General features: G+C 42.1%; 25 protein-coding genes. 19 read left to right on the top strand and 6 right to left on the bottom strand.

The annotated features are described in order from the left end of the window. The first annotated feature begins 35 nt into the window (after positions 1 to 35). The 4 genes from ASE55_RS07640 to ASE55_RS07625 all read left to right on the top strand — a co-directional run bounded on the left by ASE55_RS07640 (position 36) and on the right by ASE55_RS07625 (position 5,972). Entirely contained in the window at positions 36 to 1,514 is a 1,479-nt protein-coding gene (locus tag ASE55_RS07640) for an alkaline phosphatase PhoX (protein WP_056217406.1), read from the top strand. A 61-nt stretch (positions 1,515 to 1,575) separates the two neighbouring features. Then, positions 1,576 to 3,390 (top strand): cytochrome-c peroxidase, encoded by a 1,815-nt coding sequence (locus ASE55_RS07635; protein WP_056217403.1) that lies wholly within the window; start codon positions 1,576 to 1,578, stop codon positions 3,388 to 3,390. Between the two features lie 101 nt (positions 3,391 to 3,491). Next, the gene (locus tag ASE55_RS07630) at positions 3,492 to 5,696 is read left to right on the top strand and encodes a hypothetical protein (RefSeq protein WP_056217400.1); all 2,205 of its coding nucleotides are present in this window, start codon (positions 3,492 to 3,494) and stop codon (positions 5,694 to 5,696) included. 39 nt (positions 5,697 to 5,735) lie between these two features. Beyond that, positions 5,736 to 5,972 carry a hypothetical protein gene (locus tag ASE55_RS07625; RefSeq protein ID WP_056217398.1) on the top strand — a complete coding sequence of 79 codons (237 nt, stop codon included), beginning with the start codon at positions 5,736 to 5,738 and terminating at the stop codon, positions 5,970 to 5,972. A gap of 48 nt (positions 5,973 to 6,020) precedes the next feature. Here the strand turns inward: ASE55_RS07625 and folP are convergent, their stop codons facing one another. Further along, on the bottom strand, positions 6,021 to 6,857 hold the full coding sequence (gene folP, locus ASE55_RS07620) for a dihydropteroate synthase (protein WP_056217394.1): 837 nt from the start codon (positions 6,855 to 6,857) through the stop codon (positions 6,021 to 6,023). Positions 6,858 to 6,974: 117 nt separating this feature from the next. Between folP and ASE55_RS07615 the strand changes: the two genes are divergently transcribed. The 5 genes from ASE55_RS07615 (at position 6,975) to ASE55_RS07595 (ending at position 10,156) form a co-directional block, all read left to right on the top strand. Beyond that, on the top strand, positions 6,975 to 7,541 hold the full coding sequence (locus ASE55_RS07615; protein WP_056217391.1) for a DUF1599 domain-containing protein: 567 nt from the start codon (positions 6,975 to 6,977) through the stop codon (positions 7,539 to 7,541). A gap of 1 nt (position 7,542) precedes the next feature. Beyond that, a complete protein-coding gene (locus ASE55_RS07610) occupies positions 7,543 to 8,655 on the top strand; it encodes a BT_3928 family protein (protein WP_056217389.1) in 1,113 nt (370 codons plus the stop codon). Positions 8,656 to 8,720: 65 nt separating this feature from the next. Continuing rightward, positions 8,721 to 9,071: a TerB family tellurite resistance protein gene (locus ASE55_RS07605; RefSeq protein ID WP_056217386.1), complete on the top strand. Its 351-nt coding sequence runs from the start codon at positions 8,721 to 8,723 to the stop codon at positions 9,069 to 9,071. Positions 9,072 to 9,165: 94 nt separating this feature from the next. After that, a complete protein-coding gene (gene tpiA / locus ASE55_RS07600) occupies positions 9,166 to 9,924 on the top strand; it encodes a triose-phosphate isomerase (protein WP_056217383.1) in 759 nt (252 codons plus the stop codon). A gap of 34 nt (positions 9,925 to 9,958) precedes the next feature. Continuing rightward, on the top strand, positions 9,959 to 10,156 hold the full coding sequence (locus ASE55_RS07595; RefSeq protein ID WP_056217381.1) for a hypothetical protein: 198 nt from the start codon (positions 9,959 to 9,961) through the stop codon (positions 10,154 to 10,156). Positions 10,157 to 10,353: 197 nt separating this feature from the next. Here the strand turns inward: ASE55_RS07595 and ASE55_RS07590 are convergent, their stop codons facing one another. After that, entirely contained in the window at positions 10,354 to 11,616 is a 1,263-nt protein-coding gene (locus tag ASE55_RS07590; protein WP_056217379.1) for an esterase-like activity of phytase family protein, read from the bottom strand. A 431-nt stretch (positions 11,617 to 12,047) separates the two neighbouring features. Between ASE55_RS07590 and ASE55_RS07585 the strand changes: the two genes are divergently transcribed. Both ASE55_RS07585 and ASE55_RS07580 read left to right on the top strand, forming a co-directional pair. Then, on the top strand, positions 12,048 to 12,659 hold the full coding sequence (locus tag ASE55_RS07585; protein ID WP_056217378.1) for a hypothetical protein: 612 nt from the start codon (positions 12,048 to 12,050) through the stop codon (positions 12,657 to 12,659). 12 nt (positions 12,660 to 12,671) lie between these two features. Beyond that, positions 12,672 to 14,087: a hypothetical protein gene (locus ASE55_RS07580; protein ID WP_056217376.1), complete on the top strand. Its 1,416-nt coding sequence runs from the start codon at positions 12,672 to 12,674 to the stop codon at positions 14,085 to 14,087. A gap of 62 nt (positions 14,088 to 14,149) precedes the next feature. On the opposite strand, the gene ASE55_RS07575 is transcribed toward ASE55_RS07580, so the two are convergent. From ASE55_RS07575 to dnaG, 3 genes are all read right to left on the bottom strand, one after another. Then, positions 14,150 to 14,698: a type 1 glutamine amidotransferase domain-containing protein gene (locus ASE55_RS07575; protein ID WP_056217373.1), complete on the bottom strand. Its 549-nt coding sequence runs from the start codon at positions 14,696 to 14,698 to the stop codon at positions 14,150 to 14,152. A 259-nt stretch (positions 14,699 to 14,957) separates the two neighbouring features. Then, positions 14,958 to 15,644 carry an ATP-dependent Clp endopeptidase proteolytic subunit ClpP gene (gene clpP / locus ASE55_RS07570; protein WP_027386198.1) on the bottom strand — a complete coding sequence of 229 codons (687 nt, stop codon included), beginning with the start codon at positions 15,642 to 15,644 and terminating at the stop codon, positions 14,958 to 14,960. Positions 15,645 to 15,761: 117 nt separating this feature from the next. Then, positions 15,762 to 17,750 (bottom strand): DNA primase, encoded by a 1,989-nt coding sequence (gene dnaG, locus ASE55_RS07565; RefSeq protein WP_056217370.1) that lies wholly within the window; start codon positions 17,748 to 17,750, stop codon positions 15,762 to 15,764. Between the two features lie 80 nt (positions 17,751 to 17,830). Between dnaG and tsaE the strand changes: the two genes are divergently transcribed. The 8 genes from tsaE (at position 17,831) to ASE55_RS07525 (ending at position 25,437) form a co-directional block, all read left to right on the top strand. Then, entirely contained in the window at positions 17,831 to 18,238 is a 408-nt protein-coding gene (gene tsaE, locus ASE55_RS07560) for a tRNA (adenosine(37)-N6)-threonylcarbamoyltransferase complex ATPase subunit type 1 TsaE (protein ID WP_056217368.1), read from the top strand. A gap of 71 nt (positions 18,239 to 18,309) precedes the next feature. Next, the gene (locus ASE55_RS07555; RefSeq protein ID WP_056217366.1) at positions 18,310 to 19,503 is read left to right on the top strand and encodes an alanine dehydrogenase; all 1,194 of its coding nucleotides are present in this window, start codon (positions 18,310 to 18,312) and stop codon (positions 19,501 to 19,503) included. Then, on the top strand, positions 19,503 to 19,874 hold the full coding sequence (locus tag ASE55_RS07550) for a hypothetical protein (protein ID WP_056217364.1): 372 nt from the start codon (positions 19,503 to 19,505) through the stop codon (positions 19,872 to 19,874). Before ASE55_RS07555 ends, ASE55_RS07550 begins: the two co-directional genes overlap by 1 nt. Before the next feature lie 24 nt (positions 19,875 to 19,898). Further along, positions 19,899 to 20,384: a hypothetical protein gene (locus ASE55_RS07545; RefSeq protein WP_056217361.1), complete on the top strand. Its 486-nt coding sequence runs from the start codon at positions 19,899 to 19,901 to the stop codon at positions 20,382 to 20,384. Between the two features lie 17 nt (positions 20,385 to 20,401). Next, positions 20,402 to 21,172 carry a histidine kinase gene (locus ASE55_RS07540; RefSeq protein ID WP_082474369.1) on the top strand — a complete coding sequence of 257 codons (771 nt, stop codon included), beginning with the start codon at positions 20,402 to 20,404 and terminating at the stop codon, positions 21,170 to 21,172. Next, a complete protein-coding gene (locus tag ASE55_RS07535) occupies positions 21,150 to 21,860 on the top strand; it encodes a LytR/AlgR family response regulator transcription factor (RefSeq protein WP_056217359.1) in 711 nt (236 codons plus the stop codon). The genes ASE55_RS07540 and ASE55_RS07535 overlap by 23 nt, the downstream gene beginning before the upstream one ends. A 194-nt stretch (positions 21,861 to 22,054) precedes the next feature. Further along, positions 22,055 to 24,346 (top strand): cation:proton antiporter, encoded by a 2,292-nt coding sequence (locus ASE55_RS07530; RefSeq protein ID WP_238585014.1) that lies wholly within the window; start codon positions 22,055 to 22,057, stop codon positions 24,344 to 24,346. A gap of 245 nt (positions 24,347 to 24,591) precedes the next feature. Continuing rightward, on the top strand, positions 24,592 to 25,437 hold the full coding sequence (locus ASE55_RS07525) for a prephenate dehydrogenase (RefSeq protein WP_056217356.1): 846 nt from the start codon (positions 24,592 to 24,594) through the stop codon (positions 25,435 to 25,437). A 104-nt stretch (positions 25,438 to 25,541) separates the two neighbouring features. Here ASE55_RS07525 and ASE55_RS07520 read toward each other — a convergent pair whose 3' ends face one another. Further along, positions 25,542 to 26,960 (bottom strand): L-serine ammonia-lyase, encoded by a 1,419-nt coding sequence (locus ASE55_RS07520; RefSeq protein WP_056217353.1) that lies wholly within the window; start codon positions 26,958 to 26,960, stop codon positions 25,542 to 25,544. Between the last annotated feature and the right edge of the window lie 27 nt (positions 26,961 to 26,987).

Here is a 26,987-nt window from a genome sequence, read left to right as displayed (position 1 = left end):
AGACCTGTAGTTTTGCACCATTAGAAAAAGTAATTATGAAAATTTACAAGACTATTGGTGCTTTGTTTCTGGCAGCTACTATTTTCCAGAACTGTAACGATGAAACAGCTGATCCGGAAGAAAACCCGGTAAACCCAAATATTAAAATAGAAAACTTCTCTAAAGAACCGGCTTTCGTTTTTGGAATGCCAGGATTTGAGAATCTGAACATCAATACTTTAATTTCAAGTTCCGATATCCTTGCCGGAAGCCCGAACTTCGTATTTGCCGGCCAGCCGGACGGAATGGGAATCATGAAAGACCCGAACTCTGAGGGCTACCTGATGATTACCAACCACGAGATCACGAAATCCGTTTCAAGGGTATATCTGGACAAGACCTTCAAGCCGGTAAAAGGAGAATACATCCTCAATGGAATCGGAGGAATGACAAGATTATGCTCTGCCACTTTGGCCACTACTGCCGAACACGGTTTTTCAGCCTTCCTTACGGCAGGAGAATCCGGACAGGAAAGTATGGTACACGCATTAAACCCGCTGGCTTCTGCTGCACAGGCTTCAGACCAGACCAGAATAAAACCGGCCCTGGGAAAAGCATCTATGGAAAATGCAGTTCCGCTTCCTAAAGATGTTTCCAACGGGAAAACCTATATCCTGATCGGGGAAGACCAGTCCTATTCCACCTCTCATCAGTCTGCCGGCCAGCTGATCATGTATGTATCCGATGCACAGGGTGACCTGGATAACGGTAAGCTGTATGCGCTGAAAAGAACCAACAATAACACCACGGAAACCGATATGACAAAAGGTTCCCAGTACGACGTGCAGTTTGTGGAGATCCCGAATGCCAAAAACCTTACCGGAGCCCAGATCAACCAGAAAAATATGGACAACAATGCGATCCGTTTCTCCCGAGTGGAAGATGTGGATTACAGAAAAGGAGCCGGAAAAGGAAGAGAAATTTATTTTACGGCAACCGGCGAGTCTTCAGACGGAATAAACCCGAAAGCAGGCCTTACCATGTGGGGAAGAGTTTATAAACTGGTGCTGGACCAGAATAATATGCTCGCCGGAAAACTGGAACTGGTGGCTGAAGGAGACTCCAGCCCGGGGAATAACCTGATTAATCCTGACAACCTTTGTGTTACGGAAAACTACGTATATATCCAGGAAGACGGAGATTCTTATTATCCTGCAGCGCAGCATGATTCATACATCTGGCAGCTGAACATCAGCAGCAAGCAGTACAAGCCATGGCTGAATATGAAACACAACAGAAACAATGCTGCATGGCAGACGGCTTACAACCAGTCTGGACAGCTTGCAAAATTCGGATCGTGGGAATACGGCGCGATGGTAGACATCTCTAATATTATCGGGCTGCCTGATACCTTTGCCGTAAACATCCATTCTCATACGTGGCAGAAAAGCGGTTTCGCCAATGCTGACGGTGCGGGAGTAAATACCAATGAGGAAGGCGGACAGATTGTGATCATCAGAAACGTTCAGAAATAAGTATCATAAGTATAAAATTAAAGTATCAGCAGACTGTTCTGCTGGTGCTTTTTTGTAAAGAATGAAAACGATTTTAAAATATCCTCTGGTTATCTTTCTCAGTTTTGTATTTGCTTTCTGCTTCTTTATCCAATGCGAAAACAACAAAGCACAGCCTCCGATAGATAACGGGCTGGCACCTGTAAAGAAAGAAATCTTTAAAAACAACGCAGAATTTCTGCAGGATACCCAACAGCTGATCTCACAGGTATCTGATGGTGCAGACGAAAAAACTTTACAGCAGCAGTTCCGGAACCTGAGAAACAGCTATAAAAAAATGGAATGGGCTGTGGAATATTTCCTGCCTCACACCGCCCGGTTCATCAATGGCCCTGCCCTGCCGGAAATCGAAATGCAGGAACACACCGAATTAGAGCCCGAAGGCCTGCAGGTTGTGGAGGAATACCTGTATCCCTACGATCCTGCAAACAAAGCAGAAGTCATCAGGTTGCTGAAAAACCTGATCAATAAAAGCAATACCATCAGAGCCAACTTCCAGGCTATCAGTATTTCCAGAGACCAGATTTTTGATGCGCTGCGTCAGGAAACGTTCAGGATTTCCAGTCTGGGGATCGCCGGTTTCGACACGCCTCTTTCCGGGACTTTCCTGATGGAGATGCCTTATTCCTTAAATTCTCTGCAGCTCACCCTGCAACAGATGGCTACCCAAAAATCAAAAGACGCATTGCGCCAGATTACAAATGAGATTAAGCATTCTGTAGATTACCTGAAAAAAAACACAGACAAAAATACTTTCGATTATGTTGTTTTCATTCCTGAACATCTGAACAGGATTTCTTCACTGCTGCTGGAATATCAGAAACAGGAAGGCATTCCCGCCGTGGAAATTACGACCGCACTTCATAAAAACGCCCCCACCTTCTACTCTAAAAATGCTTTTGACCCGGATGCTTTTGTGCCCGGCAAGGCATTTGAAATGACGGAAGAGAAAGTAATCCTGGGAAAACAGCTTTTTAATGACAATATCCTGTCCAATAACAACACGAGAAGCTGCGCTGCCTGCCATGTGGCTGATAAAGCCTTTACCGACGGACTGGAGAAATCTATGTCCCTGGAAAATTCGGCACTGAAAAGGAATACACCGTCCCTAATGTATGCCGCATTCCAGCACGGACAGTTCTGGGACATGAGGAAAGATGACCTGGAAGGACAGAGTTCTGAAGTAATTACCAATAAGGAAGAAATGCACGGCGACCTGAACCTGATTATCGGGAAAATCAACAAAAATCCGGAATACAATCAGGCGTTCAGAACCATTTACAAGGGGAAACGGGCGGAAATATGGCAGCTGCAGAATGTTCTGGCAAGTTATATCCGTTCACTGGCTACTTTCAGTTCAGATTTTGACAGCTATATGAGAGGAAACCAACAGGCCATGACCGACAGCCAGAAAAAAGGCTTCAATCTTTTCATGGGCAAAGCCCAGTGCGCTATCTGCCATTTCCTGCCGCTTTTCAACGGTACGGTTCCTCCTGATTATAGCAAAACTGAACAGGAAGTACTGGGCGTGGCCGAAAATGCATCCAACAGAAAGCTGGACCGGGATCCGGGCCGAGGAAAGTTTCATGAGACAGTAGCGTTCCTTCAGCATTCCTTTAAAACACCGACACTGCGCAATGTCAGCAAGACTGCCCCGTATATGCACAACGGAGGTTACCGGACCCTGCAGGAAGTTATGGACTTTTATAACAAAGGCGGCGGAAACGGACTGGGACTGAAGGTGGATAACCAGACACTTTCCGATACTCCTCTTAACCTTACCGGACAGGAAATTTCTGAAATTATTGATTTCCTTTCTGCCCTGAATGACCGCTAACCTGATCTCGGAACTTCCGGGATTTATTGTAAGAGACTGATTTATCTGTAGGCCAAAAACTTTTCCGTAAGAATAAATATCATTAATTTTGACAGGTCTTTATGAAAAGGGTGTTACTGTTTTTATGTTTCTGGATGTATATTTTTGGTTATTCGCAATCAAAAGAAACATCCATTGAAACCGTAATCATTGAAGACAAAAGTGATCCGCGCGCGCTGGAAATCCTGAAAAAAGTGGAACGGATGTTCAGGGAAAATTCACCGAAAAGCCTGGAATCCTATTCCTATAAATCGTACGAGAAAATTTCCATGGATATTGATGAAGACAGCATCACCCAGTTCAATGAATTCTTTCAGAACAGCAGTTTTGTCAAGAAAAAAAGGGAAAAAGACTCCTTAAACAACATTTCTGCAAGAAACATCTTTTCCAAAAGCAAACTCTTCCTCTGGGAAAGGGCACAGGAGTTCCTGTATTCAAAAACATACGGTGAAAAAATCAACATCCTGGACAACAGGATTTCCGGGCTTAAGCAGCCTGTCTATGAAATGATTGCCCTCCAGCAGAGCAACCGGGACAAAATCCCCGCACAGCTGAAACAGGAAAACAGAGGCCTGTACCGTTTCTTTTTAACGGATACACTGGAAATGGACGGCAGGAAAAATTTTGTGATCCGCTTCCGCGAGGTCAACTATAAAAAGCCGGATAAAAAGAGAAAATACAACGGTGCGGTTTATATTGACACGGAAACTTACGGCATCAAGAAAATAGAAAATTTCAGTAAAAATAAAAACGACGGAATTATCACCAGCACCTGGATTTACTTTAACAACAAATGGTTCCTCGCCCATGAAACGGTAAAGCTCAAAATGAGCAATATGGCGATGGAAAAAGACGGTAAGGAACAATCCGGGGAAAAGCATGAAAAGAAAGACCGGAAAAGCTTCGGAACCTACGCTTTCCTGAGTTCGAGGTATTTTGATTACCGCGCTCCCATTGAAAATGACAGAAACGATTTTAAAGGCTATACCTTCTCGGTAAAAAATATCAGCGGGACAACCCTGGACCGTTACCGTACCGATCCGCTGACGGCAAGGGAGAAAAACACCTACACTACCATAGACAGCCTCGGAAAAATCTACAATATCGATACCAAGGCAAGGGTGCTCACCGGATTGCTGAACGGGCAGATCCGAATGGGCGCACTGGATTTTGCGGTGGATGAAATCGTAAATTACAACTTATATGAAGGGTTCAGGGTAGGTTTAAAGGCCAAGCTTAATGAAACCTTCAACCCTTATTTTTCACCCGACTATTATTTTGCCTACGGTTTTAAAGACGACCGCTGGAAATACGGAATCGGACTGGATATCAGAACCACGCTGGATAAAAATTCTTTTTTCAGGGTGGATTATACGGATGACGTAACCGCTTCCGGAGAATTTTACAGGAGGCTCTGGAATTTTAAGATGAAGATGGCCAACTACGGGAACAACATCCAGAATGACAATTATTACCGTTTCCGGAGTGCTTCTTTTTCTTACCTGAATGATGTTTCCAACGGCCTGACCCTTGTTTTCGCGGCGCGCAGGAATTATGAGGAAGCTCTTTTTAATTACTCATTCAGAAACAGAGGGCCGGGTTTTGATAATTTCAACACCTTATTTACCCTGAAATTCTCCCCGAACTCTACCAATATCATGACGCCGCAGGGGAAATCCCTGATCGACCAGAAATATCCGGAACTGTATTTTAATTATGAGCAGAGCTATAAAATCCTGGGTGGAGATTTTAACTACACCCGTTTTGACGCGCTTTTTGTTCACAATTTCAAAACCAGATTGGGAACTACCGGTTTCCGTCTGTATGGCGGAATGGTTCTTGGGGATGCCCCGATCTGGAAAAATTTTACGATGAACGGACTGGCCTCGCCGCAAAGGGATTTCAACTTTAACCTGACTTCATTCCTGGGTTTTGCCACGCTGGAAGGCGGTAAATATTACAATGACCGGTTTATTGCCTATTATTTCACGCACAAACTTCCTTTGTATTTCAAAAGTTTCGGACAGAATGTTTCAAGCTTTGATTTCGTGCTGAGGGGAACCATCGGGAATATGGAACATCCGGAATACCACCAGTTTAAATTCCGCCCGCTGGATCATCTGTATCAGGAAGTCGGGTTGGAATGGAGCAATTTCCTTTCTTCTTATTTTAATTTAGGATTGTTTTACAGGGTCGGGTATTATACAACCCCGAATTTTATGCAGAATTTTGCCCTTCAGTTTAAATTAAAACTTTTGGAATTTTAGCACACATCATCAATCAGTAATACATATAATTATAATATCATGCAGAGTATAGAAATAAAAGCGGAAGGATTCTTCGAACTGTTAAAATTAAAAGACACTTCCATGTGGGAAATTTTTGCCCAGATGATTGACGGAAATGAAAAAGAAATTATTTTCCTGGACAATGAAGATAAAATCCTGTTCAGCTACCGTTTACCGGCAGACCAGGAGAAGCTGGAACAGGACCGGAAAGAATTTTCCAGGGAATTTGCAGATAAAATGGCGAACCGATTATAGTTATGAGTGATGAGTTATAAGTTTTGAATTATGAAGTTTACTCATCACTTATAACTCATAACTGTTAAATTCGTCAACTGTTTTTTTTGCTTCGGCAACATCATGTACCCTGAGTATTTTTGCGCCCTGCTGTAAAACGTTCATGTGCAGCTTCTGGGTTTCTTCATTGATGTCCAGAGCAGATTTCCCCAACGGCTTATAGATAAAAGATTTCCTGGAAATCCCGATTAACAAAGGAAATTTCCCGAAACCGAAATACTGTACCTCATCAATCATTTTCATCTGGTCTCCCACCGTTTTCCCGAATCCGAAACCGGGGTCAAGGATAATATCAGTGATTCCCATTTCCAGGAGCTCCGCTGTTTTTTCAAAAAAATACCGGTTAACGGAAACTGTAATATCATCAAACTTTATTTTGTCATGCATGGTTTCATAGGAAGGGTTGACATGCATTAAAATATAGGGAAGCTTTGTTTTGGCCACCGCCTCAAACATGCTGCCGTCATATTGGCCTCCGGAAATATCATTAACCAGGTCAATGCCTTCGTTATAACCGAATGCCACCGTTTCTGCATAAAAGGTATCAAGAGAAACCAGGGCTTCCGGAAACTCTTTTTTGATCGAAGAAATAACATTCCCGATTCTTCTTATCTCTTCTTCAGCCTTTAAAAATTCTGCCTTCGGGCGTGTGGACTGCGGGCCGATATCGATAATTTCCGCACCATCCTTCAGCAGCTTTTCAGCATGCTCCAGTGCCGATTTTTCATTGTTGAACCGTCCGCCATCGGAAAAAGAATCCGGGGTAAGGTTCAGGATTCCCATGATTTTAGGGGAAGATAAACCGACAAGCTTTCCGTTACAGTTCAGTGGATAATGATGGATCATGATAAAGATTTGCGTACTGCAAAAATACGAACTTCCGGCTTCTGGCCTCCAAAAAACTGAATGCTAATTTCTGCTACCTGAAACCTAATTCGTATATTTGAAAGATTAAGAGAATTTATGTCAGAAACATCAGTACAGTTCGGGAAAATCATTGCCGGATGCCGTGAACTTTTCAGCAAGAAATTACAGGATTACGGGGCAGCATGGAGGGTCTTAAGGCCGAGTTCAATTACGGATCAGATTTATATTAAAGTCAACAGGATCCGTACGATACAGATGACCGGAAAAAAAATGGTGGACGAAAGCGAAGAGGGCGAATTTGTAGCGGTGGTCAACTACTCCATCATTGCCCTGATCCAGCTTGAAAAAGGCTTTTCCAACGATTTCAATGAAAACAGGGAAGAAATTTTAGCCCTTTACGACAAATATGCCACGGACGCTCAACACTTAATGGAAAGGAAAAACCATGATTACGGTGAAGCCTGGAGGGACATGAGGATTTCATCCATAACTGATCTGATCTATCAGAAAGTACTGAGGACAAAACAGATTGAAGACAACCAGGGCGTTACCATTGCTTCCGAAGGTTTAGACGCCAATTATTTTGATATGCTGAATTACGCCGTTTTCTGCCTGATTAAATTCTCTGAAGCAGAAAGCAGGGCTGAGCCTAAAACTACATAATATGATCAAAAGTTTATTACGTTTCGTTATTGCCGTTATTTTCATCCTTTCAGGTTTTGTAAAGGCGGTGGACCTGGTCGGTTTTTCCTTTAAAATGGAAGAATACTTCTCGCCTTCTGTCTTCAACATGCCGTTTCTGGAAAAGTTTGCGCTGCTGTTTTCGGTGACTGTAGTGGTTCTGGAACTTTTTCTCGGGTTTATGCTTTTGCTGAAACTCAGGCTTAAATTCACGCTTTCGGCATTGATTGCGCTTTGTATTTTCTTTGGGTTCCTTACATTTTATTCCGCTTATTTTAATGTGGTAACGGACTGCGGATGTTTCGGGGACGCCATTAAGTTTACACCATGGCAGAGTTTTATTAAAGATATTGTACTTTTAATCGGGCTTATTGTGGTCTTGATCCTGTACAGAAAGGAGTTTAAAAAGAAAGATGCTTACAGCGCTGATGCTCAGGAAAAACCTGCAGACCGGTTTAAATATATTCTCTTAGCTGTGTTTTCTTTAGTAATGATCGGGATTGGTGCGTATGGAATTATAAAAGAACCGGTTATTGATTTCCGCGATTATAAAATCGGGACCGACTTAAAATCTGAAAAGGAAAAAATCAATAAAAACCCTTCTGAATATAAGACTTTTTACACGCTTAAAAATGAGAAAACAGGCGAAGTTTTAAAAGTAAACCAGGACGATTATATCAAAGAAACCAAATACTGGGCAGAAGGTTCGCCCTGGAAAATTGAGGAAGGAAAGAATGAATCTGTCCTCGTGAAGGAAGGTTATAAATCTGAGATCGTTAAGTTCAAGATAGAAGATCCTACAGGAATGGAATTTACGGAAGAGGTAATCAATGCCCCGAAAGCTATTCTTGTGTTCTCTTATCATCCCAAAGAAGTTTCACCTGAGCTTTTAAAGCAGGTTGAAGCTAAGGCTAAAAGCCAGGGAGCCAATGTAGTGTATGGTGTTTCCACAGATCCGAACACCTTTAAAACCATCAAAAACATGATGATGGACGGCACCGCTATTAAAACCATTGCGAGAAGCAATCCGTTCGTGCTGGTTCTACAGAACGGTAAAATTACCGACAAACAGCCTGCTAAAGACTATGTGAAATAGTGGATGGCCTGCTTAAACTGACAAAATATAAGATTAATTTTAAACGCTAAACTATATATTTAATAATGCAAAAATCAAATAAACCGATTGCCGGTTACCATTTATTGATGATTCTTTCCTCTGTAGACGGGGAATTTGCTCCGGAAGAAGGAATGATTGTTCAGCAGTATTTAGCCGACGAATTTCCTTTCAAAATCAATCTTGACAATGAACTTGATGCCATTGCTACCCTGCAGCCGGAAGAATGGAAAGACCATTTTGAATTCCATGCCCGTTGTTTCTATGACGATTCTACCGAGGAAGAGCGCAAAAATTTCGTGCAATTTGCAAAAACCCTGATCAAAGCGGACAATGTGGTTACCGATGAGGAACATACTTTTTATACGCTTTTGAAAAACCTTTGGAAAATCAATTAAGAAATTAGATATCAGAAGTTAGCTATCAGTTTAAAAAATTACCGTAATTCTAACTTTTGATTTCTGACCTCTAACTTCTAAAATAAATAAATCTATGAGAAGAAAAATAGTAGCAGGAAACTGGAAAATGAATAAGAATGTAATTGATGCCCAACAGTTGATGGTTCAGTTACTAAGCTATAAAAACAACAACACCGCCAACTGCGAAGTCTGGATTGCCCCGCCCGCCCTGTATCTAATGATGGCGAAAGACATCTTTGAAAAGGATGAAATCGGTGTGTTTTCCCAGGATATGAGTGAGCATGAAAGCGGTGCCTACACCGGTGAAATTTCCGCAGACATGCTGGAATCCATTGATGCTTCCGGTACACTGATCGGACATTCCGAAAGAAGGCAGTACCACGGGGAAACAGATTCCCACTGCAACAGAAAAGTGAAGCTGGCTTTGGATAAGGGCTTAATCCCGGTATACTGTAACGGTGAAACGCTGGAGCAGAGAAAGGCCGGACAGCATTTTGAGGTGGTAAAAAACCAGACCGAAGTGGCTCTTTTCACGCTTTCAGCAGAAGAAATTAAAAAAGTAGTCATTGCTTACGAACCGGTCTGGGCCATCGGAACCGGTGAAACAGCAACGCCGGAACAGGCGCAGGAAATCCACGCGCACATCAGAAGTACGATTGCTGCAAAATACGGGCAGGAAGTAGCGGACGAGATTTCCATCCTGTACGGAGGTTCTGTAAAGCCGGACAATGCAAAAGAAATTTTCTCCCAGCCTGATATTGACGGCGGACTGATCGGCGGAGCCGCATTGAAACTGGAAGATTTCTCCAGGATTATTGAAGGGTTTAATTAATCAGATAAAATGTCCGTACGGCTGATATGAAAAAATGTATTTTCTATTCTCAGGCATTTTTATTTTTGATACCGCCTACGGCTTCCTGTATGACCAGTTTTCAGGCAGTATTGAGCCTGAATTCCTTAAATATCCTTTTATTTTAATACATTTCCTGGTAAGTGCACCTGCGGTATTTGCAGATGAAAATTTACCTTTTTATGCACCGATTCCGGTTACCAGGCAGTATTGATTTATTTTGGAAACGTGATCATACAGACATTTCTGATTTATACAGTTTTCTTTAAAAAGAAAATCCTGATAAAAGTATATAAACAATCGGCCGCATCGCTGTTCCTTTATCGTTTGCATTGTATTCCAAAGCAATTTTTGTAATGGTNCTTCCGATCTGGCCGCATCGAAGATGCGGCCGATTGTTTTAAAATCTAATTACTGAATATCGATTACGTACATTGTTCCTTTATCTACTTTCCCGGTTTTAGGCAGGATCTTTGCTTTGGGATTGCCGTTTCCGTCATCTACAATTCCGAAATCATCATCATTGAAAACTGCAATTTTGTTATTTCCCAAATAAATCAGTCCTTCAAATTTATCATGCTCATACCCTGTTTTAGCCACAAGGTCAACAGCCAGTGTTTTGGAAACAGACTGGATTCCCGCTGCTGAAATTTCACTCCAGGTACACTGTTCCAGGGCTTTTCCATTAATTTTCATCCCGTCAACAGCGGCAAGGTCACTCCCATTGACATCAGAAGCTCCGGCCATGTTTATTTTATACACTTTCTTAATCCCTCCCTGAGAACCGAAATTACCATCTCTTTCAATCACTAAAAATTCCGTATTGCTGATGGCGGTAATATCGCATACGGAATCCGAAGCGCCTCCGTCCTGCTGATACAGGAACTGCTTGGTCTGGCCTGTGGCAAGATCAAAAGTTACGATTCTGGTTAAGGTTTTATTGGTCGCTGCATTTTTATTCGGCACATACATCATGGACTGGATGGTTCCTACCAGGGTTTTTCCGTCAGGTGTAATGCAGAGGCCTTCCATTCCCCTGTTGGCCCTTCTCTTAGCTAAAACAGCCGGTAATTTCCTTGTCCCGGTATTCACTCCGATCGGGCTGATCCTTTCCAGTTCAACGCCTTCTGCACTGTAATGTACGATGTGGGGTCCGTATTCGTCAGAGACCCAGAACGTCCCGTCTGCAGCAGCCACAATACTTTCACTGTCGAGCCCGTAATTATCGGTGCCCAGTATATTTCCGTTGGCATCATAGGCCACTTCTCCGGTACTTCCCATTCCTGCAGGGTTCGGGAGCCCTGTAATCGGCTGTCCGGAAGGATTTTTAAGCTTGATATATTTAATTACTTCAATATTCCCGTCCGCATTAATTTTAAAATGCATGATGGTAGGCGTAAAAGAAGGCGTAAGAAACTTTTTGCCGCTCAGATAATCAGTATTCGGGCCGCGGTCTGTAATAACATAAAACTCTCCTTTTCTGGAAGGGTGCGCCGCAGCTCCCGAACCGAAACCTCCGTTGATGATCCCGACGCCATTAAGGGTTGACATCGTAGAAAAAGGGAATTCCTGAGGAAGTTTGGAGTAGTTAAGATCCTGATTATTGATGGTTTCATCATCTTTGCAGGCTGTAACAGCGGCCAGCATCACTACAGATAGCAGTATTTTTTTCATATCGTTTATTATGACGCGAAAGTAGCGTTGTTGTGTGAACTGATCATCAATGGAATACTATGTATACTTTAAATACGCATCGGTTACATTAAATATTTCTTAAATCCTGTACTATGCGCCTTCATTACCAATGATCTGAATGACAGTGCTTATAAATTATTAAAGTTACATTTCGGTTCAGAACAATCCGAAAGAATGGAGCATCATAATGAATCCATACATTTAAATTTACAGTATCCTTTACGGGAGAACCATAACCTTATAAAACCAGAATACATAAATCTTTATATTTACACATATAATAATTTTTTAGCTAAAAACAGACAGCAATAAAAGACAATATCACGATGTATGATTAAATTCATAAAAAATACACTTTAAAAATATCATATCAATTATTAATATTGGTTAATTTTGAAAAAAATTGCAAATTGAAAAAAATTATCTCGCTGCTGTGTCTATCAGCGGCATCTTCATTCTACAGCCAGGTAGGCATTAATACCGCTGCCCCAAAATCAACACTTGACCTTCATAAATCTGCAGCAACGTCTGCCGAAGGCTTTCTTACTGTACGTTTATCCGGAAACGAACTGGTTTCCAGGGACAACCTTTACGGAGCTGACCAGAATTCTGCTGTTGTATACGTAACTACAGCACCCGGCATGTCAACACCCAAAACCGTTAATGTTACGGCTCCCGGTTTTTATTACTATAATAATTCAATATCAAAATGGATAGGCCTGTCTATGCCTAAATTTTTCTACATGCCGTCTATTTTATTTGACACCACCACATTAGGGGCCAAAACCAAAGATCTTTATCAGCTGTACTATGATCAGTTTACGGCTCCTCAGGTATCCAGTACCGGAGCTTCGGGAAAAATTCCGGTCTTGGGTAAAAACGATCTTGAGTATTACATTACGTATTATGACAGCAGTGTATTTACCAATGTAACCATTGATGCCAACGGTATATTAAACTATACCATAAGCAACAACGCTACGGAAGCCAGCTTTATGAACATTGTATTTGTTGTAAAATAAGAGCACGGTCATATGAAATTCCAACACTATTGCTCAAAATTCATTATTCCTGTATGTGCTTCACTGGCATTTATTTCGGCTTCAGCACAGTTTACGATAACCAATCCGCTTACCACAAAGGATTTTACCGGAATAAAGATCGGGGATAACGCTTCCCTTACCGCTGCTACAGGCGCAGACCCCAACGGAGCAGGATGGCTCAGGCTTACAGAAGCCAAAGCCAATCAGAAAGGCTACATGTATGTTTTGCAGGGATTCCCGACTACCCTGGGCGTCATTGCTGATTTCGAGTATAAGGACTGGCGGAATGTTGCCGACAGCTATAACGGGGCCGACGGCTTCTGCGTATACCTGTTTGATGCTTCAGTATCAGATGCCAATTTCAAGCTCGGTGGTTACGGAGGCTCATTAGGATATGCTACCTACAGTAATCCTGCAGGCACAACCGGGCTCTCCGGAGGATACCTGGGCATAGGCCTGGATGCGTACGGAAACTATGCGAACAACGGAGAAAACAGGCACGGATCTGCTCCGGCAGGAATGCTTACTTCAGGAATGCTTCCCAATGCTTTTGTACTGAGAGGCCCTACCAGCAGCACATATACCAGTTCCAACATTTATCTTACCAGCGCAGCACTGGGTGACCGGACCGGTACGGTAAACGATATCCGCACGAGAAACGAAATTGATTATAACACGGTAACGGCAACAAGGCCTGCAGATAACATTTTTTACAGAAGGGTACAGGTGATGATTACAAAACCGGGAACAGATTATGTAGTTACCGTTAAGTGGAGAAAGGAAAACCAAAGTGACTTCACCCAGGTATTTACCTATACATTAAGCTCTGCCGTCTATCCGATTCCCGCCAACCTGAAACTGGGCTTTTCAGCTTCTACTGGAGGAGGATTCAATTTTCAGGAAATCCGGAATATTATCCTGACTACACCCGGCAATCTCAGGGTCGACAGCCGTTCAGACAGCTATTTTACCTGCAACGAAAACAGCCGTCCCGTTACCTTTAAGGTAGAAGTAAGCAACGACACGAATGCTGCCCTAAACAGCATCAACTTCAACGGGAAAATTCTGGACCAGAATAATAATTTAGTGGATTTCTCCAAATTTAAGATTACCGGAGTTTCCTATAACAGCAGTTTTACCAATTCCAATCTTCAAAGCTCTAATTTTACATCGAATGAAATTAACGGCGTGGTCGGATTGAATGCCAAGTCCTCCGGGATCATTACCGTAACCGGCCAGTATTACAAAAAGGGAATCGGTACCAACCACAGCTTTAAAATGGTTTCTAACATTTCAAGCGGCCAGATTACGGATACAGATCTTACCAACAACACGGCTTCGACCGTGGTAGAAGTGAGAAAATGTTCGGTCATCAGCAATCCGATGATGCCGTCTTATTCAAAATAAATTCTAAAAAAAGACCCGAATTAAAAATCCGGGTCTTTTATATTTTTCTTCACGAAATCAGATTATACTGTCTGATCTTCATGTTTGCCTTCCATGATTTCTTCTACCATTTTAGCATTGAATGCCGGAAGATCTTTTGGGGTACGGCTGGTTACCAGACCATTATCTACCACTACTTCACTGTCTTCCCATTCTGCACCTGCATTCTTCAGGTCTTTGCTGATGGAGTCTACAGAAGTCATATTTCTTCCTTTTACTACTTCAGCATTAATTAAAATCTGCGGTCCGTGACAGATTGCTGCCACCGGTTTCTGCTGCTGGAAGAAATCTCTGACAAATGATAAAGCTGTCTCATTGGTTCTTAACTGATCCGGATTGATCACGCCGCCCGGCAGAACCAAAGCATCATAATCTGAAGCATGTGCTTCGCCTAATGTTTTATCCACATTGTATTCCTGTCCCCAGTCTTTTTCTGCCCATGCTTTGATCGTCCCTGATTCCGGACTGATGATATGAGCCGTCCAGCCCTGCTGCTCCAAATGTTCTTTCGGTGATTTCAGTTCGCTTTCTTCAAATCCGTGGGTTGCTAAAATTGCAATTTTCTTTGACATAATTTTTATGATTTAAGTGTTATGCCCTTCCTATTGGAAAAATAGTGCCGTTCTCAACTTCTTCATTGATAAAAGTTTGTTAAAATTTTAAGGGATAAATGTTTAATTTTTAATTTCTGAAAATTTTTATTCCTTATTATCATACTGTCGAAATATGCTACTTCTTTTCAGTTAAAATTTTGAATTGAATTCAATTGAATCGTATAAAAAAAGCGCATCAAAATCAATTGATGCGCTTTCTGTTTCTTATTTAAGAAAATTATTTTTTCTCTTTGGATCTCTGTAAAACTTCGTCTACCATTCCGAAATCTTTTGCTTCGGTAGAAGTCATCCAGTAATCTCTGTCGGATGCTTTTTCTACCCACTCATACGTCTGTCCGGAGTGTTCCGAGATGATGTCATACAATTCTTTCTTAAGCTTCAGCATCTCTCTCAGGTTGATTTCCATATCAGAAGCTACCCCTTGTGCACCTCCTGAAGGCTGGTGAATCATCACTCTTGAATGTTTAAGCGCCGAACGCTTGCCTTTTTCTCCCGCAACCAGCAATACAGCGCCCATTGAAGCGGCAATCCCTGTACAGATGGTGGCTACATCAGGCTTAATGATCTGCATTGTATCATAAATTCCCAATCCTGCGTAAACACTTCCTCCCGGAGAGTTGATGTAAATCTGGATGTCTTTTGAAGGATCTGCACTTTCCAGGAATAAAAGCTGTGCTGTTACGATGTTCGCTACCTGGTCATCAATTCCCGTACCCAGGAAAATAATCCGGTCCATCATCAGACGGGAAAAAACGTCCATCTGCGCAACGTTCAACCTTCTTTCTTCCATGATATACGGTGTAAGATTCGTAGGGCCGTACATTCCCATATATTGATCGGTAGCCAGACCGCTGTTTCCTAAATGTTTTGTAGAGAAATCTCTGAATTCTTTTTTAATGTCCATATTTCTGTTGTGTATATTAAAATTTACGAGAGTTAAATTACAACTTTTATTCCTAAAATTTTACAGGACTTTTTGTCACAGAAAGTACAGCCTTCATCTGCAGGATGTCTTACATTGTTATTTCCTGCTGGCATAAATACCTTTAATCGGAGAATATTCTATCATGTCACTCAGCCGGATGGAAGCCTGTTTCAGCATGGTAATCTGTTTGATGATTTCATAATACCTGTTTTCATCGGCCGTCCGGCATTCCTCAAGCTGTTTTGCGGTTTCTTTTATAAGGTAATCTATGTACCGGTATTTGTGCAGCAAAACATCCCCTCTTACCTGTTCGGCAATTTTATCACCGTAATTGGGTGGGAAAATATTCCGGGAAGCCCAGTTTTCAAGGTCGTCGGGAGTCAGTAAGGCATCCACCACTTTCTGGGTAATTCCTTCATCCATAAAATTGATAAAAAAACTTCCGCTTCTCAGCTCATCTTTCTGAATCCCTTCTTTTACATGGTGAATGATCAGTTCATTGGGCTTGGCTAAAAAACTGTAATTTTCTTCTTCAAAATGATGCAGGATCTCTTCAATTACGGTAATCTGGTATTCTTCATCCTTATCATTGCTTCTTTTTAAAACAATGTCGCCGAACATCAGCATATGGTTTACCAGCTTATTTTCCATGAACAGCACATCATATAAAAAACGGTCTCCCCGGTCTTCTTCCGGAGGAACAATTTCCATTTTCGGAGGGGCGCTGTTCTGCCTTTGCTGCTGAACGTGCTGATGCTGGTTCTGATTCTGGGTAATCTGCTGCTGAACATCAAGCTCATTGAACAGACTCTGCTCAGACAGCCCGAATTTATTGGACACCTGTTTCAGGTACACCTCTCTTTTCAGGGCATTCTGGACAAACGAAACTGATTTTACGATATCGCGGATGGCCTCTGCTTTCTTAATCGGGTCATCCCCGACTTCCTTCAGAAGGATTTCAGCTTTAAAATCGATAAAATCCATTGCTTTTTCCTCAATGAACTTTTCAACATATTCCTGCGGATGCTTTCTTGCAAAGGAATCCGGGTCGTCACCATCCGGAAACAGGAGGACACGGATGTTCATGCCTTCCGTCAGCAGCATATCAATGCTCCGGAAACTGGCTTTTATCCCTGCATTGTCCCCGTCAAAAAGAATCGTTACGTTTTCCGTAAGCCTTTTGATCAGCTTAATCTGCTCCGTGGTCAAGGAAGTCCCGGAGCTCGCCACCACATTCTCAATCCCGGACATGTGGAGTGAAATCACATCCATATATCCTTCTACCAGAAGACAGACATTTTTCCTGGAAATCGCCTGCTTGCTCTGGTTTAATCCGTAAAGGACATTGGATTTATGGTAGATCTCCGTCTCCGGCGAGTTGAGGTATTTTGCAGTCTTTACATTATTTTTAAGGATTCGCGCCCCGAAACCCAGTACCCTTCCCGAGAAACTGTGAATCGGGAACATCACCCTTTCCCGGAACCGGTCAACCCCCGACGGTGTATTCTCCGGGAATATAGACAACCCTGATTTTTCCAGGATTTCCTTATTGTAGCCTTTTTCAAGGGCGTACGCCGTAAAAGCATCTTTCTTTTCCGGGGAATATCCCAACTGGAATTTTTTGATGATGTCATCTTTCAGTTCACGCTCTTTGAAATAGGACAGACCGATTGATTTTCCTTCCTGGGAATTCCACAAAAGCTCCTGAAAGTAATCATTGGCGATTTCATGAATTTTATAAAGGATGTCCCGTTCAGTATTGGCCTGCCTGGCTTCCTCGGAAAAAACTTTCTGATCTTCTTCAATCTCGATGCCGTATTTTTTAGCAGCGTGGCGGAGTGCTTCAGGATAGGTGAAATTTTCAATCTCCATCAGGAAAGAAATGGCCGTTCCGCCTTTTCCCGTAGAGAAATCTTTCCAGATCTGCTTGCTTGGCGAAACAACGAAACTGGGTGACTTTTCGTCATGGAACGGGCTTAATCCTTTAAAATTGGACCCGGCCCTCTTCAGCTGCACATACTCCCCAACAATTTCCTCTACACGAATTGTTGAAAAGATCTTGTCAATAGTCAGCTTAGAAATCATAATGCAAAAAGTAATGTGGGAAGTAGAAAATTCTGTACAAATATAACAGTTTATGGCTAATTTTGCATCAAAGAACTTTCATGCAATTTAATATAAAAAGCATCAACGACTGGCAGCATATCGCAGAGACCGTCATTTCAGCATTAGAGCATCCTATCCTTTTATTAAAAGGCAACCTGGGCGCAGGGAAAACCACGTTCACCCAGTTTCTGCTTAAAAATCTGGGAAGCCGGGATGAAGTGAACTCTCCTACCTACTCCATTGTCAACGAATATGACACGCCGAAAGGAAAGATTTTTCATTTTGACCTGTACCGCCTGAAAAGCATCGAAGAAGTCTATGATACCGGCATTGAAGAGTATCTGGACAACGCTTTTCTATGCATTATCGAGTGGCCGGAAGTGTATGAAGATGAATTGTACGGGCTTAAGTATCACGAGATGAGCATCATCAATACCGGAGAAAGCAGAGAGGTTTTATTCGCGTAAATATTATGTATCTTTGCCGTTGAAATTGAATGTAAAATAACGATCTGTAAGAACTTAATTAATTAATAAGGATGAGTACTACAAACATTTTTACTCCTTTTACCGAAGAGGAACTGATGCCGCAGGAAGAAAAACTGGAGGTTATTAAGAAAGGAAAACAGTTCAGTATCGGGATCCCGAAAGAGACCTCCCTGAACGAAAGAAGAACGTGTATCACCCCGGATGCGGTACAGGTTCTGGTAGAAAGCGGCCATGAAATCATCATAGAAGCCGGGGCCGGAGAATGCTCGTTTTTTACAGATTTACAATATTCCGAATCGGGAGCCAGGATTACCAATGATCCTAAGGAGGCTTTCGCGCAGGATTTAATTTTAAAAATCAATCCGCCTACAGAAGAGGAGATCGATTATATGCGCCCGAATACCTATCTGGTTTCTGCGCTTCAGATCAACCTGCGGGATAAAGGATATTTCTTAAAGCTGGCGGAGAAAAAAGTCAATGCCATTGCTTTTGAATTTATTGTTGACGAATATAAGCAGCTGGCGCTGGTAAGGCTGATCGGCGAAATTGCAGGAACGGTTTCCATTCTCTATGCTTCCGAATTGCTGGCGTTGTCCAACGGCCTGATGCTGGGTGGAATTACCGGGGTACGTCCTGCGGAAGTCGTGATTTTAGGAGCCGGAATTGTTGGTGAATTTGCAACCAAAGCCGCCATCGGGCTGGGTGCCAATGTCAGGGTTTTTGATAACTCCCTTTCAAAACTGAGGAGGCTTCATACGCTGGTAGACAGCAGGGTTCCCACTTCCATTATTGATCCCAAAGAACTGAAAAAAGCTTTGCGGAGAGCCGATGTGGTCATCGGGGCGCTTCCACGGCTGAACATGACGCCGATTGTAACCGAAGATATGGTTATGACCATGAAAAAAGGCAGCGTAATTATTGACATTACCATTGACAACGGAAAAGTGATCGAGACTTCAGAACTCACCACCATGGAAGATCCGTATATCATTAAGCACGGCGTGATCCATTGCGGGCTTCCGAACCTTACCTCAAGAATGCCGAGAACCACCACAAAAGCCATCTCTAACTTCTTTCTGTCTTATATTCTGAATTATGATGAAGAAGGCGGTTTTGAGAACATGCTGGTCCGCAAAAATGAAATGAAACAGAGCCTTTACATGTACAAAGGCAGGCATACCAAGAAAAGCATCTGCGACCGTTTCGGGCTTACCTATCATGATATCAACCTTTTAATCTTCTAATGAAAAAGCTGAAATTCTACTTAATTGGTCTTATTCCCGGGCTCGTTCTCGTATTCTTTATCTTAAACAAAAAAGGCGCAAGCTGCACCGGTTATCTTCCCAACAGCCGCGTTATTGCAGAATCTTTATCCAAAGATTTTAAATATACCGATGGGGCAAAAGCAGAAATGGCCACATTGAAGATCAGTGAAAAATTCCTGAAAGACAGCATCCTGACCGAAGGAAAGATTGATTTTGACAGAAGCCATGCACAGAAAAAGCCATGCCCGGATTATCTTTTAACCTACCCTGAAGAAAATCCTGTATATGAAATCACCTTTGAAAAATGCGAGGAAACCCTGAATTTAAATACCCTGAAGAAATTGAAGTAATGTAGCTTTTTTTGAAGTTTTAACGTGAATAGAAAAATAGAATTAAAAAAGACTTTTTATTTATTGCTGTTAGCATTTGCTTTAAGTTCTTGTGAATCACTCCTACATTATAGTGGAAATGTTTATAATCTTCAGAACGAACCTGTACAGGATGCTAAAATCTCTTTGATTATTGGAAGAATAGATACGGTTCAAAAAATGGGTGAAGTTTTGGATACGATATCTGTAGAACAACGAAAAGAATTGCGAAAAAAAGGAATAAAAGACCATCTTACTTTTAATATACACCGGCAAATGTCTGAGCCTATTGCTTTATATACAGACAAAAATGGGTACTTTAAGACGAGAACGATTTGGTTTGGATGTATTTTCAAATGTCCGGATTATAAAATACTTGTTCAAAAAGGTGATGTCATAAAAGTATTTCCACTAAAAAGCGAAATAAAAAAAGACAGTTTGCTGTTGAATTTCAGAATTCGTAGAGAAACAGCTCTTTCACTTTTTTTGTAACTTAATCTAAATATTCTATGGAAGGCAATTATTACATGATCCATGATTACCTGATATTTACTGCGGTATTTGCCATTTTCCTTTTTTTAGCAGCAGCTGTTTTCTTATTCAGCCAGAACCAGTCCATCAAGCTAAAAAACGCAAAACTTTCCACAGCCAATAAACTTATTGAGCAGCGGCTGAATGAAGTACAGCTGGAGCACATCGGGACCAAGCTGAACCCCCATCTGTTCAAAAATATCCTGAACTCGGTTCAGTCACATGCCTACCACACCTACATGTCACTGGATAAGCTGGCCAATGTCCTGGATTATATTCTTTATGAAAGCAACAACAAATTCGTAAGCCCGAAAGAGGAACTGAATTTCGCTTTAAGCCTTATTGAGATTAACAAAATCAAGGTGAATCCTTTGTTTGATTTCAGGATTAAATCTAAAATCGACAAGTCTGATGAGATTTATGAAGAAAAAGTTTTCGCGCCCCTGCTCTCGGTGGATTTAATTGAGAATGCCTTTAAACACACGGATTTCCTGGCTCAGGATTCCTTTATATCCATTCAGCTGGAACTTGAAGACGGTATCTTCATCATGAAAGTCAGCAACAAAGCTTCCCTGAAAAACATGCTGGAAAAAGAGAAAAGCGGTTTCGGAAGCCAGTCTCTGGACCAAAGGCTGAAAATGATCTATAACAGCAGCTATTCCCTTCAGAAAAATTCAAAAAACGGTATCTTCACAGCAGAATTAACAATTAATTTGAGAGAATTCTATGATAAAATGCGTTATTCTTGATGATGAATTACTGGCCATCAGCTATCTAAAGCTGTTATGCGAACAGATTGATCAGGTGGAAGTGGTAAAGGCATTCAATGATCCTAAAGCTTTTCTGAACGAAATTGACCAGATTGACTGTGAGGTCTGTATTCTGGATATTGAAATGCCCGGAATTAACGGTCTACAGGTTGCAGAACGTATTTCAGGTTCAAAAAAAATTATTTTTACAACTGCCTATAAAGAATATGCCGCCGAAGCTTTTGACCTGAACGTAGTGGATTATGTGAGAAAACCCATTAAAATAGAAAGACTGTCGCAGGCCTTTGAAAAAGTCCGGAACCTGGTTCAGCAGCTGGCGAAAAAAGACTTTATCGAGTGGAACACCAATATCGGTAAAACAGTCATCTTTACGAATCAGATTGTGTACATCAAAACCTCTGAAATCGACAGTCGCGATAAGGACATCATCCTCAGCGACGGAACAAAAATCGTTTTAAAAAACCTGAATTTCAAGAACCTGCTGGAAATGCTTCCCGCAAAAGATTTTGCACAGGTCAATAAAAAAGAAATTATTGCTTTGTCTTCCATTAAAATATTTTCAACCAACGAAATTATTACCAAAATCCCTTCTGACCATGATGCTTTTTTAAAACTGCAGATCGGTGAGACCTATAAAAGTTCATTGATGGAACGGTTTGGGAAATAGGCTCCATCACAGCTTCCTCTTTATTCAATGCTAAAAATCCAACTCAAAACAGAGCCTGGAAAACAGGAATGGCTCCCGAATATTCTTTCCGGCAGGTTTCATTACATTATTTCTCACCTTGGTTACATTTTAAGAAATCGGGTTGGCATCATCCACAAATTCTTAGGAAATTTGCACTTTAACATAACGGAATTATGAGTCTGGGAAAATATAAAAACATTATTTTTTACATCAGCACCATCACATTTTTTTCATGTCTGATGTATTGGTTTTTTATTGAAGGGAAAACGCTTGAAATCGGGGAAAACATTGCCGTACCCAAAACCACAGGTTCCACAATGTGGGAAAACTTTACCGATTCTTTCCTGGTGAACCTCCATCATCCACTGGCCCTGCTTTTGGCTCAGATCGTTACCATTATTCTGGTTGCCAAGCTTTTCGGTTGGATCTGCGTGAAGCTGAAACAGCCTTCGGTAATCGGGGAGATGATTGCGGGTATCGTGCTCGGGCCTTCTCTTTTCGGACTTTATTTCCCGGAGCTTTCAGCCTTTATTTTCCCTAAGGAATCACTGCCGAATTTACAGTTTTTAAGCCAGATCGGGCTGATCCTGTTCATGTACATCGTTGGTATGGAGCTGGATTTAAGCGTTCTCAGGAAAAGAGCGCACGATGCGGTGGTCATCAGCCACGCCAGTATCATCTTTCCGTTTGCATTAGGCGTCGGGCTTTCTTATTTTATTTACAAAGAATTTGCTCCGGAGGGAATCCAGTTCAGCTCGTTTGCCCTGTTTATTGCTATTGCGATGAGCATTACGGCTTTTCCCGTCCTGGCACGGATTGTTCAGGAACGGAACCTGCATAAAACAAAAATAGGAACCGTTGTCATTACCTGCGCGGCTGCCGACGATATTACCGCATGGTGTATTCTTGCTGCTGTTATTGCTATTGTAAAGGCAGGATCTTTTTCAGGGTCTATATTTGTCATTTTAATGGCTGTGTTGTACGTATTCATTATGATTAAAGCAGTACGACCATTCCTCCACAGGATTGCTGAATCCCAGAAAGGAAAAGGCTTTATCAGCAAAGCACTGGTTGCCGTATTTTTTCTTATTCTGATTATTTCTTCCTATGCAACGGAAGTAATCGGGATCCATGCGCTTTTCGGAGCATTTATGGCAGGTGCGGTGATGCCGGAAAATGTAAAGTTCAGGAATCTGTTCATAGAAAAAGTGGAAGATGTGGCCCTGGTCCTGTTGCTGCCCCTTTTCTTTGTTTTTACCGGGTTAAGGACGCAGATCGGACTGCTGAATGATCCTCATCTCTGGAAAATCGGAGGATTTATTATACTGACAGCTGTTACGGGTAAATTTGTCGGAAGTGCCCTGACTGCAAAATTCCTCAAGATCAGCTGGAAAGACAGCCTTACGATAGGTGCATTGATGAACACAAGGGGCCTTACTGAGCTTATCGTTCTGAACATCGGATATGATTTGGGGGTTCTAGGACCGGAATTATTTGCCATGTTGGTGATTATGGCTTTGTTCACTACTTTCATGACAGGTCCGTGCCTTGATCTTATCAATTATCTTTTTAAAGGAAAGACGTCAATGACGGAAGAGGATGAGCAGGAAGATGACGATGCCAAATACAGGGTGCTTTTATCTTTTGAAACTGCCAAATCCGGCAGCACGCTTCTTAAGCTTGCAGATAATTTTACCCGAAAAATGAATGGGAACAAGAGTGTGACCGTCATGAATATTGCCCCTGTTGATGAGCTTCACGCCTTTGAGATCGACGATTTTGAAAAAGAACAGTTTAAAAATGTTGTTGAAACATCAAACGAGCTCCAGCTTGAAATTACCACACTGTTCAAAGCGTCCACGGATGTTGAAAGCGACCTGACGAATATTACCAATAAAGGAAATTACGATCTTCTCCTTATCATGCTCGGGAAATCCATGTATGAAGGAAGCCTTTTGGGAAGGCTGTTAGGCTTTACCACAAAGATCATCAATCCCGAAAAGCTCCTGAATACCGTTAAGGGAAGAGGAAATATTTTCAACAACTCGCCTTTTGACGATTTTACGCTGCAGATCCTGGACAAGACCAATATCCCGGTAGGTGTTCTGGTAGAGAAAGAATTTAAATCTGCAGACAGGGTTTTTGTCCCGATCTTTAACCTGAGCGATTTTTATCTGCTTGAATATGCAAAAAGACTGATTAACAATAACAATTCCCAGATTATTATTCTGGATGTTGCCGGACAGATCCGAAGCAATATCGAAGTAAAGGAACTCATCAGAAGTATTGAGCAGGTTGCCCCGAACCACATCACTTTATATAATGAAAAAAGGATCGAAAAAGAATTCCTGAATGCGCAGGACCTGATGCTGATCAGCAGCAAAAGCTGGAAGAGCCTGATCGACACAAAAAGCCTGTGGCTGTCGGATATTCCGTCGACCCTGATTATCAGCAACCCTCAGTAACGAATGGCGGACAGCGCTGTACAAACGGAAGATGAATGAACCATTTTAAAGCCGTCTGTACAGCGGCCGCCATTTATATTAAATTCAGTTTAAAAAAAATTTCATACCTTCGTTTGATGATGATCAGCAAGGAAACATATTATTACGGAATTTTTACCTCTCACCCGGGATAAGGATTTCTGATGTACACATTATATAACCTCGTCCGCGGACGGGGTTTTTTGATTTTAAAACGCTCAGTAAAGATGAAAATAAGTATTATAGGAACAGGGCTCATCGGCGGCTCCATGGCCCTGAAATTAAAACAGAAAGGAATTGCAGAATTTATTTACGGGATCGATAACAACCGTGAACACCTGGATAAAGCACTGGATTTAAAAATTATCGATGCCGGAGCCGATCTTGAATACGGGATTAAAAACTCAGACCTGGTTATTCTTGCCATTCCGGTAGATGCCGCCAGGAAACTGTTGCCGGAGGTACTGGATCTAATTTCAGACCGTCAGACCGTTATGGATGCCGGATCCACAAAAGCAGGAATTGTAAATGCCGTTCAGAACCACCCGAAACGGTCGAGATTTGTCGCATTCCACCCGATGTGGGGAACGGAGAACAGCGGGCCTGCATCGGCAGTTGCAGAGAGTTTTTCCGGGAAAGCCGGTGTGATCTGCAATAAAGAAGAATCTGCAGACGATGCTTTAAAAACCGTTGAAAAAATTGTTGAAAACCTGGACATGCATTTAATCTACATGAATGCGGAAGCCCATGATGTTCACACCGCTTACATTTCGCATATTTCCCACATTACCTCTTACGCCCTGGCGAATACCGTCCTGGAAAAAGAACGTGAAGAGGAAACGATTTTCCAGCTGGCGAGTTCCGGGTTTTCAAGCACCGTGCGCCTTGCAAAATCCCATCCTGAAATGTGGGTTCCGATTTTTAAGCAGAACAAAGAAAACGTCCTTGATGTCCTCAATGAACATATTTCCCAGTTAAGGAAGTTCAAATCGGCTTTAGAAAAAGAAAACTTTGACTATTTAGGGGAACTGATTTCCCATGCCAACAAGATAAGAGGCATCCTTGATAAATAAATAAATAAATAAATAAATAAATAATAAGCTTGAAATGATCTAAAAGACAAAAACCTTAGAACATACAATTCTAAGGTTTTCTATTTCTGAATTAACTTATTATACTAACATTCCGGAACATTCACCGCAATAGCCAGGCCGCCTTCGGAAGTTTCCTTAAAACGGTCATTCATCGCAAGTGCGGTTTCCCACATCGTCTGGATTACCTCATCCAGCGTTACTTTTGCTTTTGCAGGATCACTTTCCAGCGCGATATTGGCAGCCGTAATGGCTTTGATCGCACCCATGGTATTCCGTTCAATACACGGGATCTGCACCAGGCCTCTGATCGGGTCACAGGTTAATCCCAGATGATGCTCCATTGCAATTTCCGCTGCCATCAGTACCTGCCCGACACTCCCGCCCAGAATTTCGGTAAGGCCTGCTGCAGCCATTGCCGAAGATACCCCGACTTCTGCCTGACAGCCGCCCATTGCTGCGGAAATGGTCGCATTTTTCTTGAACAGGGTCCCGATTTCACCTGCTACCAGCAGAAACCTTACAATGTCATCTTCACTGGTAGCTTCGGTAAAGGCCTGGGCATACATCAGCACTGCAGGGATTACCCCGCTGGCACCGTTGGTAGGAGCCGTAATGATTCTCCCGAAGCTTGCGTTTTCTTCATTCACTGCCAGAGCAAAACATGAAATCCATTTATTGATATTGGTGAAATTTTCTTCCGCGTCAACCACCTGCTGAAACCATTCGTCTTTATTTTTATAAATCTTCTCACCCAGCAGCTTCCTGTTGATTCCGGCAGCCCTTCTGGTCACATTCAGGCCTCCGGGAAGGATTCCTTCTTTATTCACCCCTTTGTAAATACATTCTTTGATCTGCTGCCAGATATAAAGTGCCTCCTGCCTGGTTTCCGCATTCGTCCTCCAGCTTTCTTCATTGATGAAAATCAGGTCTGAAATCTTATCGAATCCAAGCTTCTGGCAGTACTTGACAATATCCGAAGATCGGTGGCACGGATACAGCGTACGCACACAGTGCTTTTCTATAGAATTTTTTTCCTGGCTTGCAATAAAACCTCCGCCCACGGAATAGAAGTCCTGCACAAGTTCGATACCGTCTTCAAAAACAGCTTTGAAAATCATTCCGTTCGGATGGAAATCAAGCGATTTCTGCATATTTAAAACCAGGTGGTGCCCGTAAATAAAAGGGATTTCTTTCTCGCCTCCCAGATTCAGGATTTGGGTACTTTTTATCTGTGCTACTTTCTCATCAATTTTTGAGGTATTGATGGTCTTAAAATCTTCACCGTTCAATCCCAGCATACCGGCAATGTCTGTTCCGTGCCCGATTCCGGTTTTCGCCAGAGAACCGAAAAACTCAAGGAAAACTTCTTTTACCTCGGCTACCGACCTTTCCCTTTTTATAATTCTGATGAAGGCTGACGCTGCATTCCAGGGGCCCATGGTGTGTGAACTTGACGGACCGATCCCAACCTTAATAATTTCAAAAACAGATATTGATTCCATAAAGAAAATCCTACATTTTTCCTAACC

This window comes from Chryseobacterium sp. Leaf201, from assembly GCF_001421435.1.
GTDB lineage: Bacteria > Bacteroidota > Bacteroidia > Flavobacteriales > Weeksellaceae > Chryseobacterium.
Note: the sequence above shows the minus strand (reverse complement) of the source record. Positions and strands in the feature narration are given on the sequence as shown.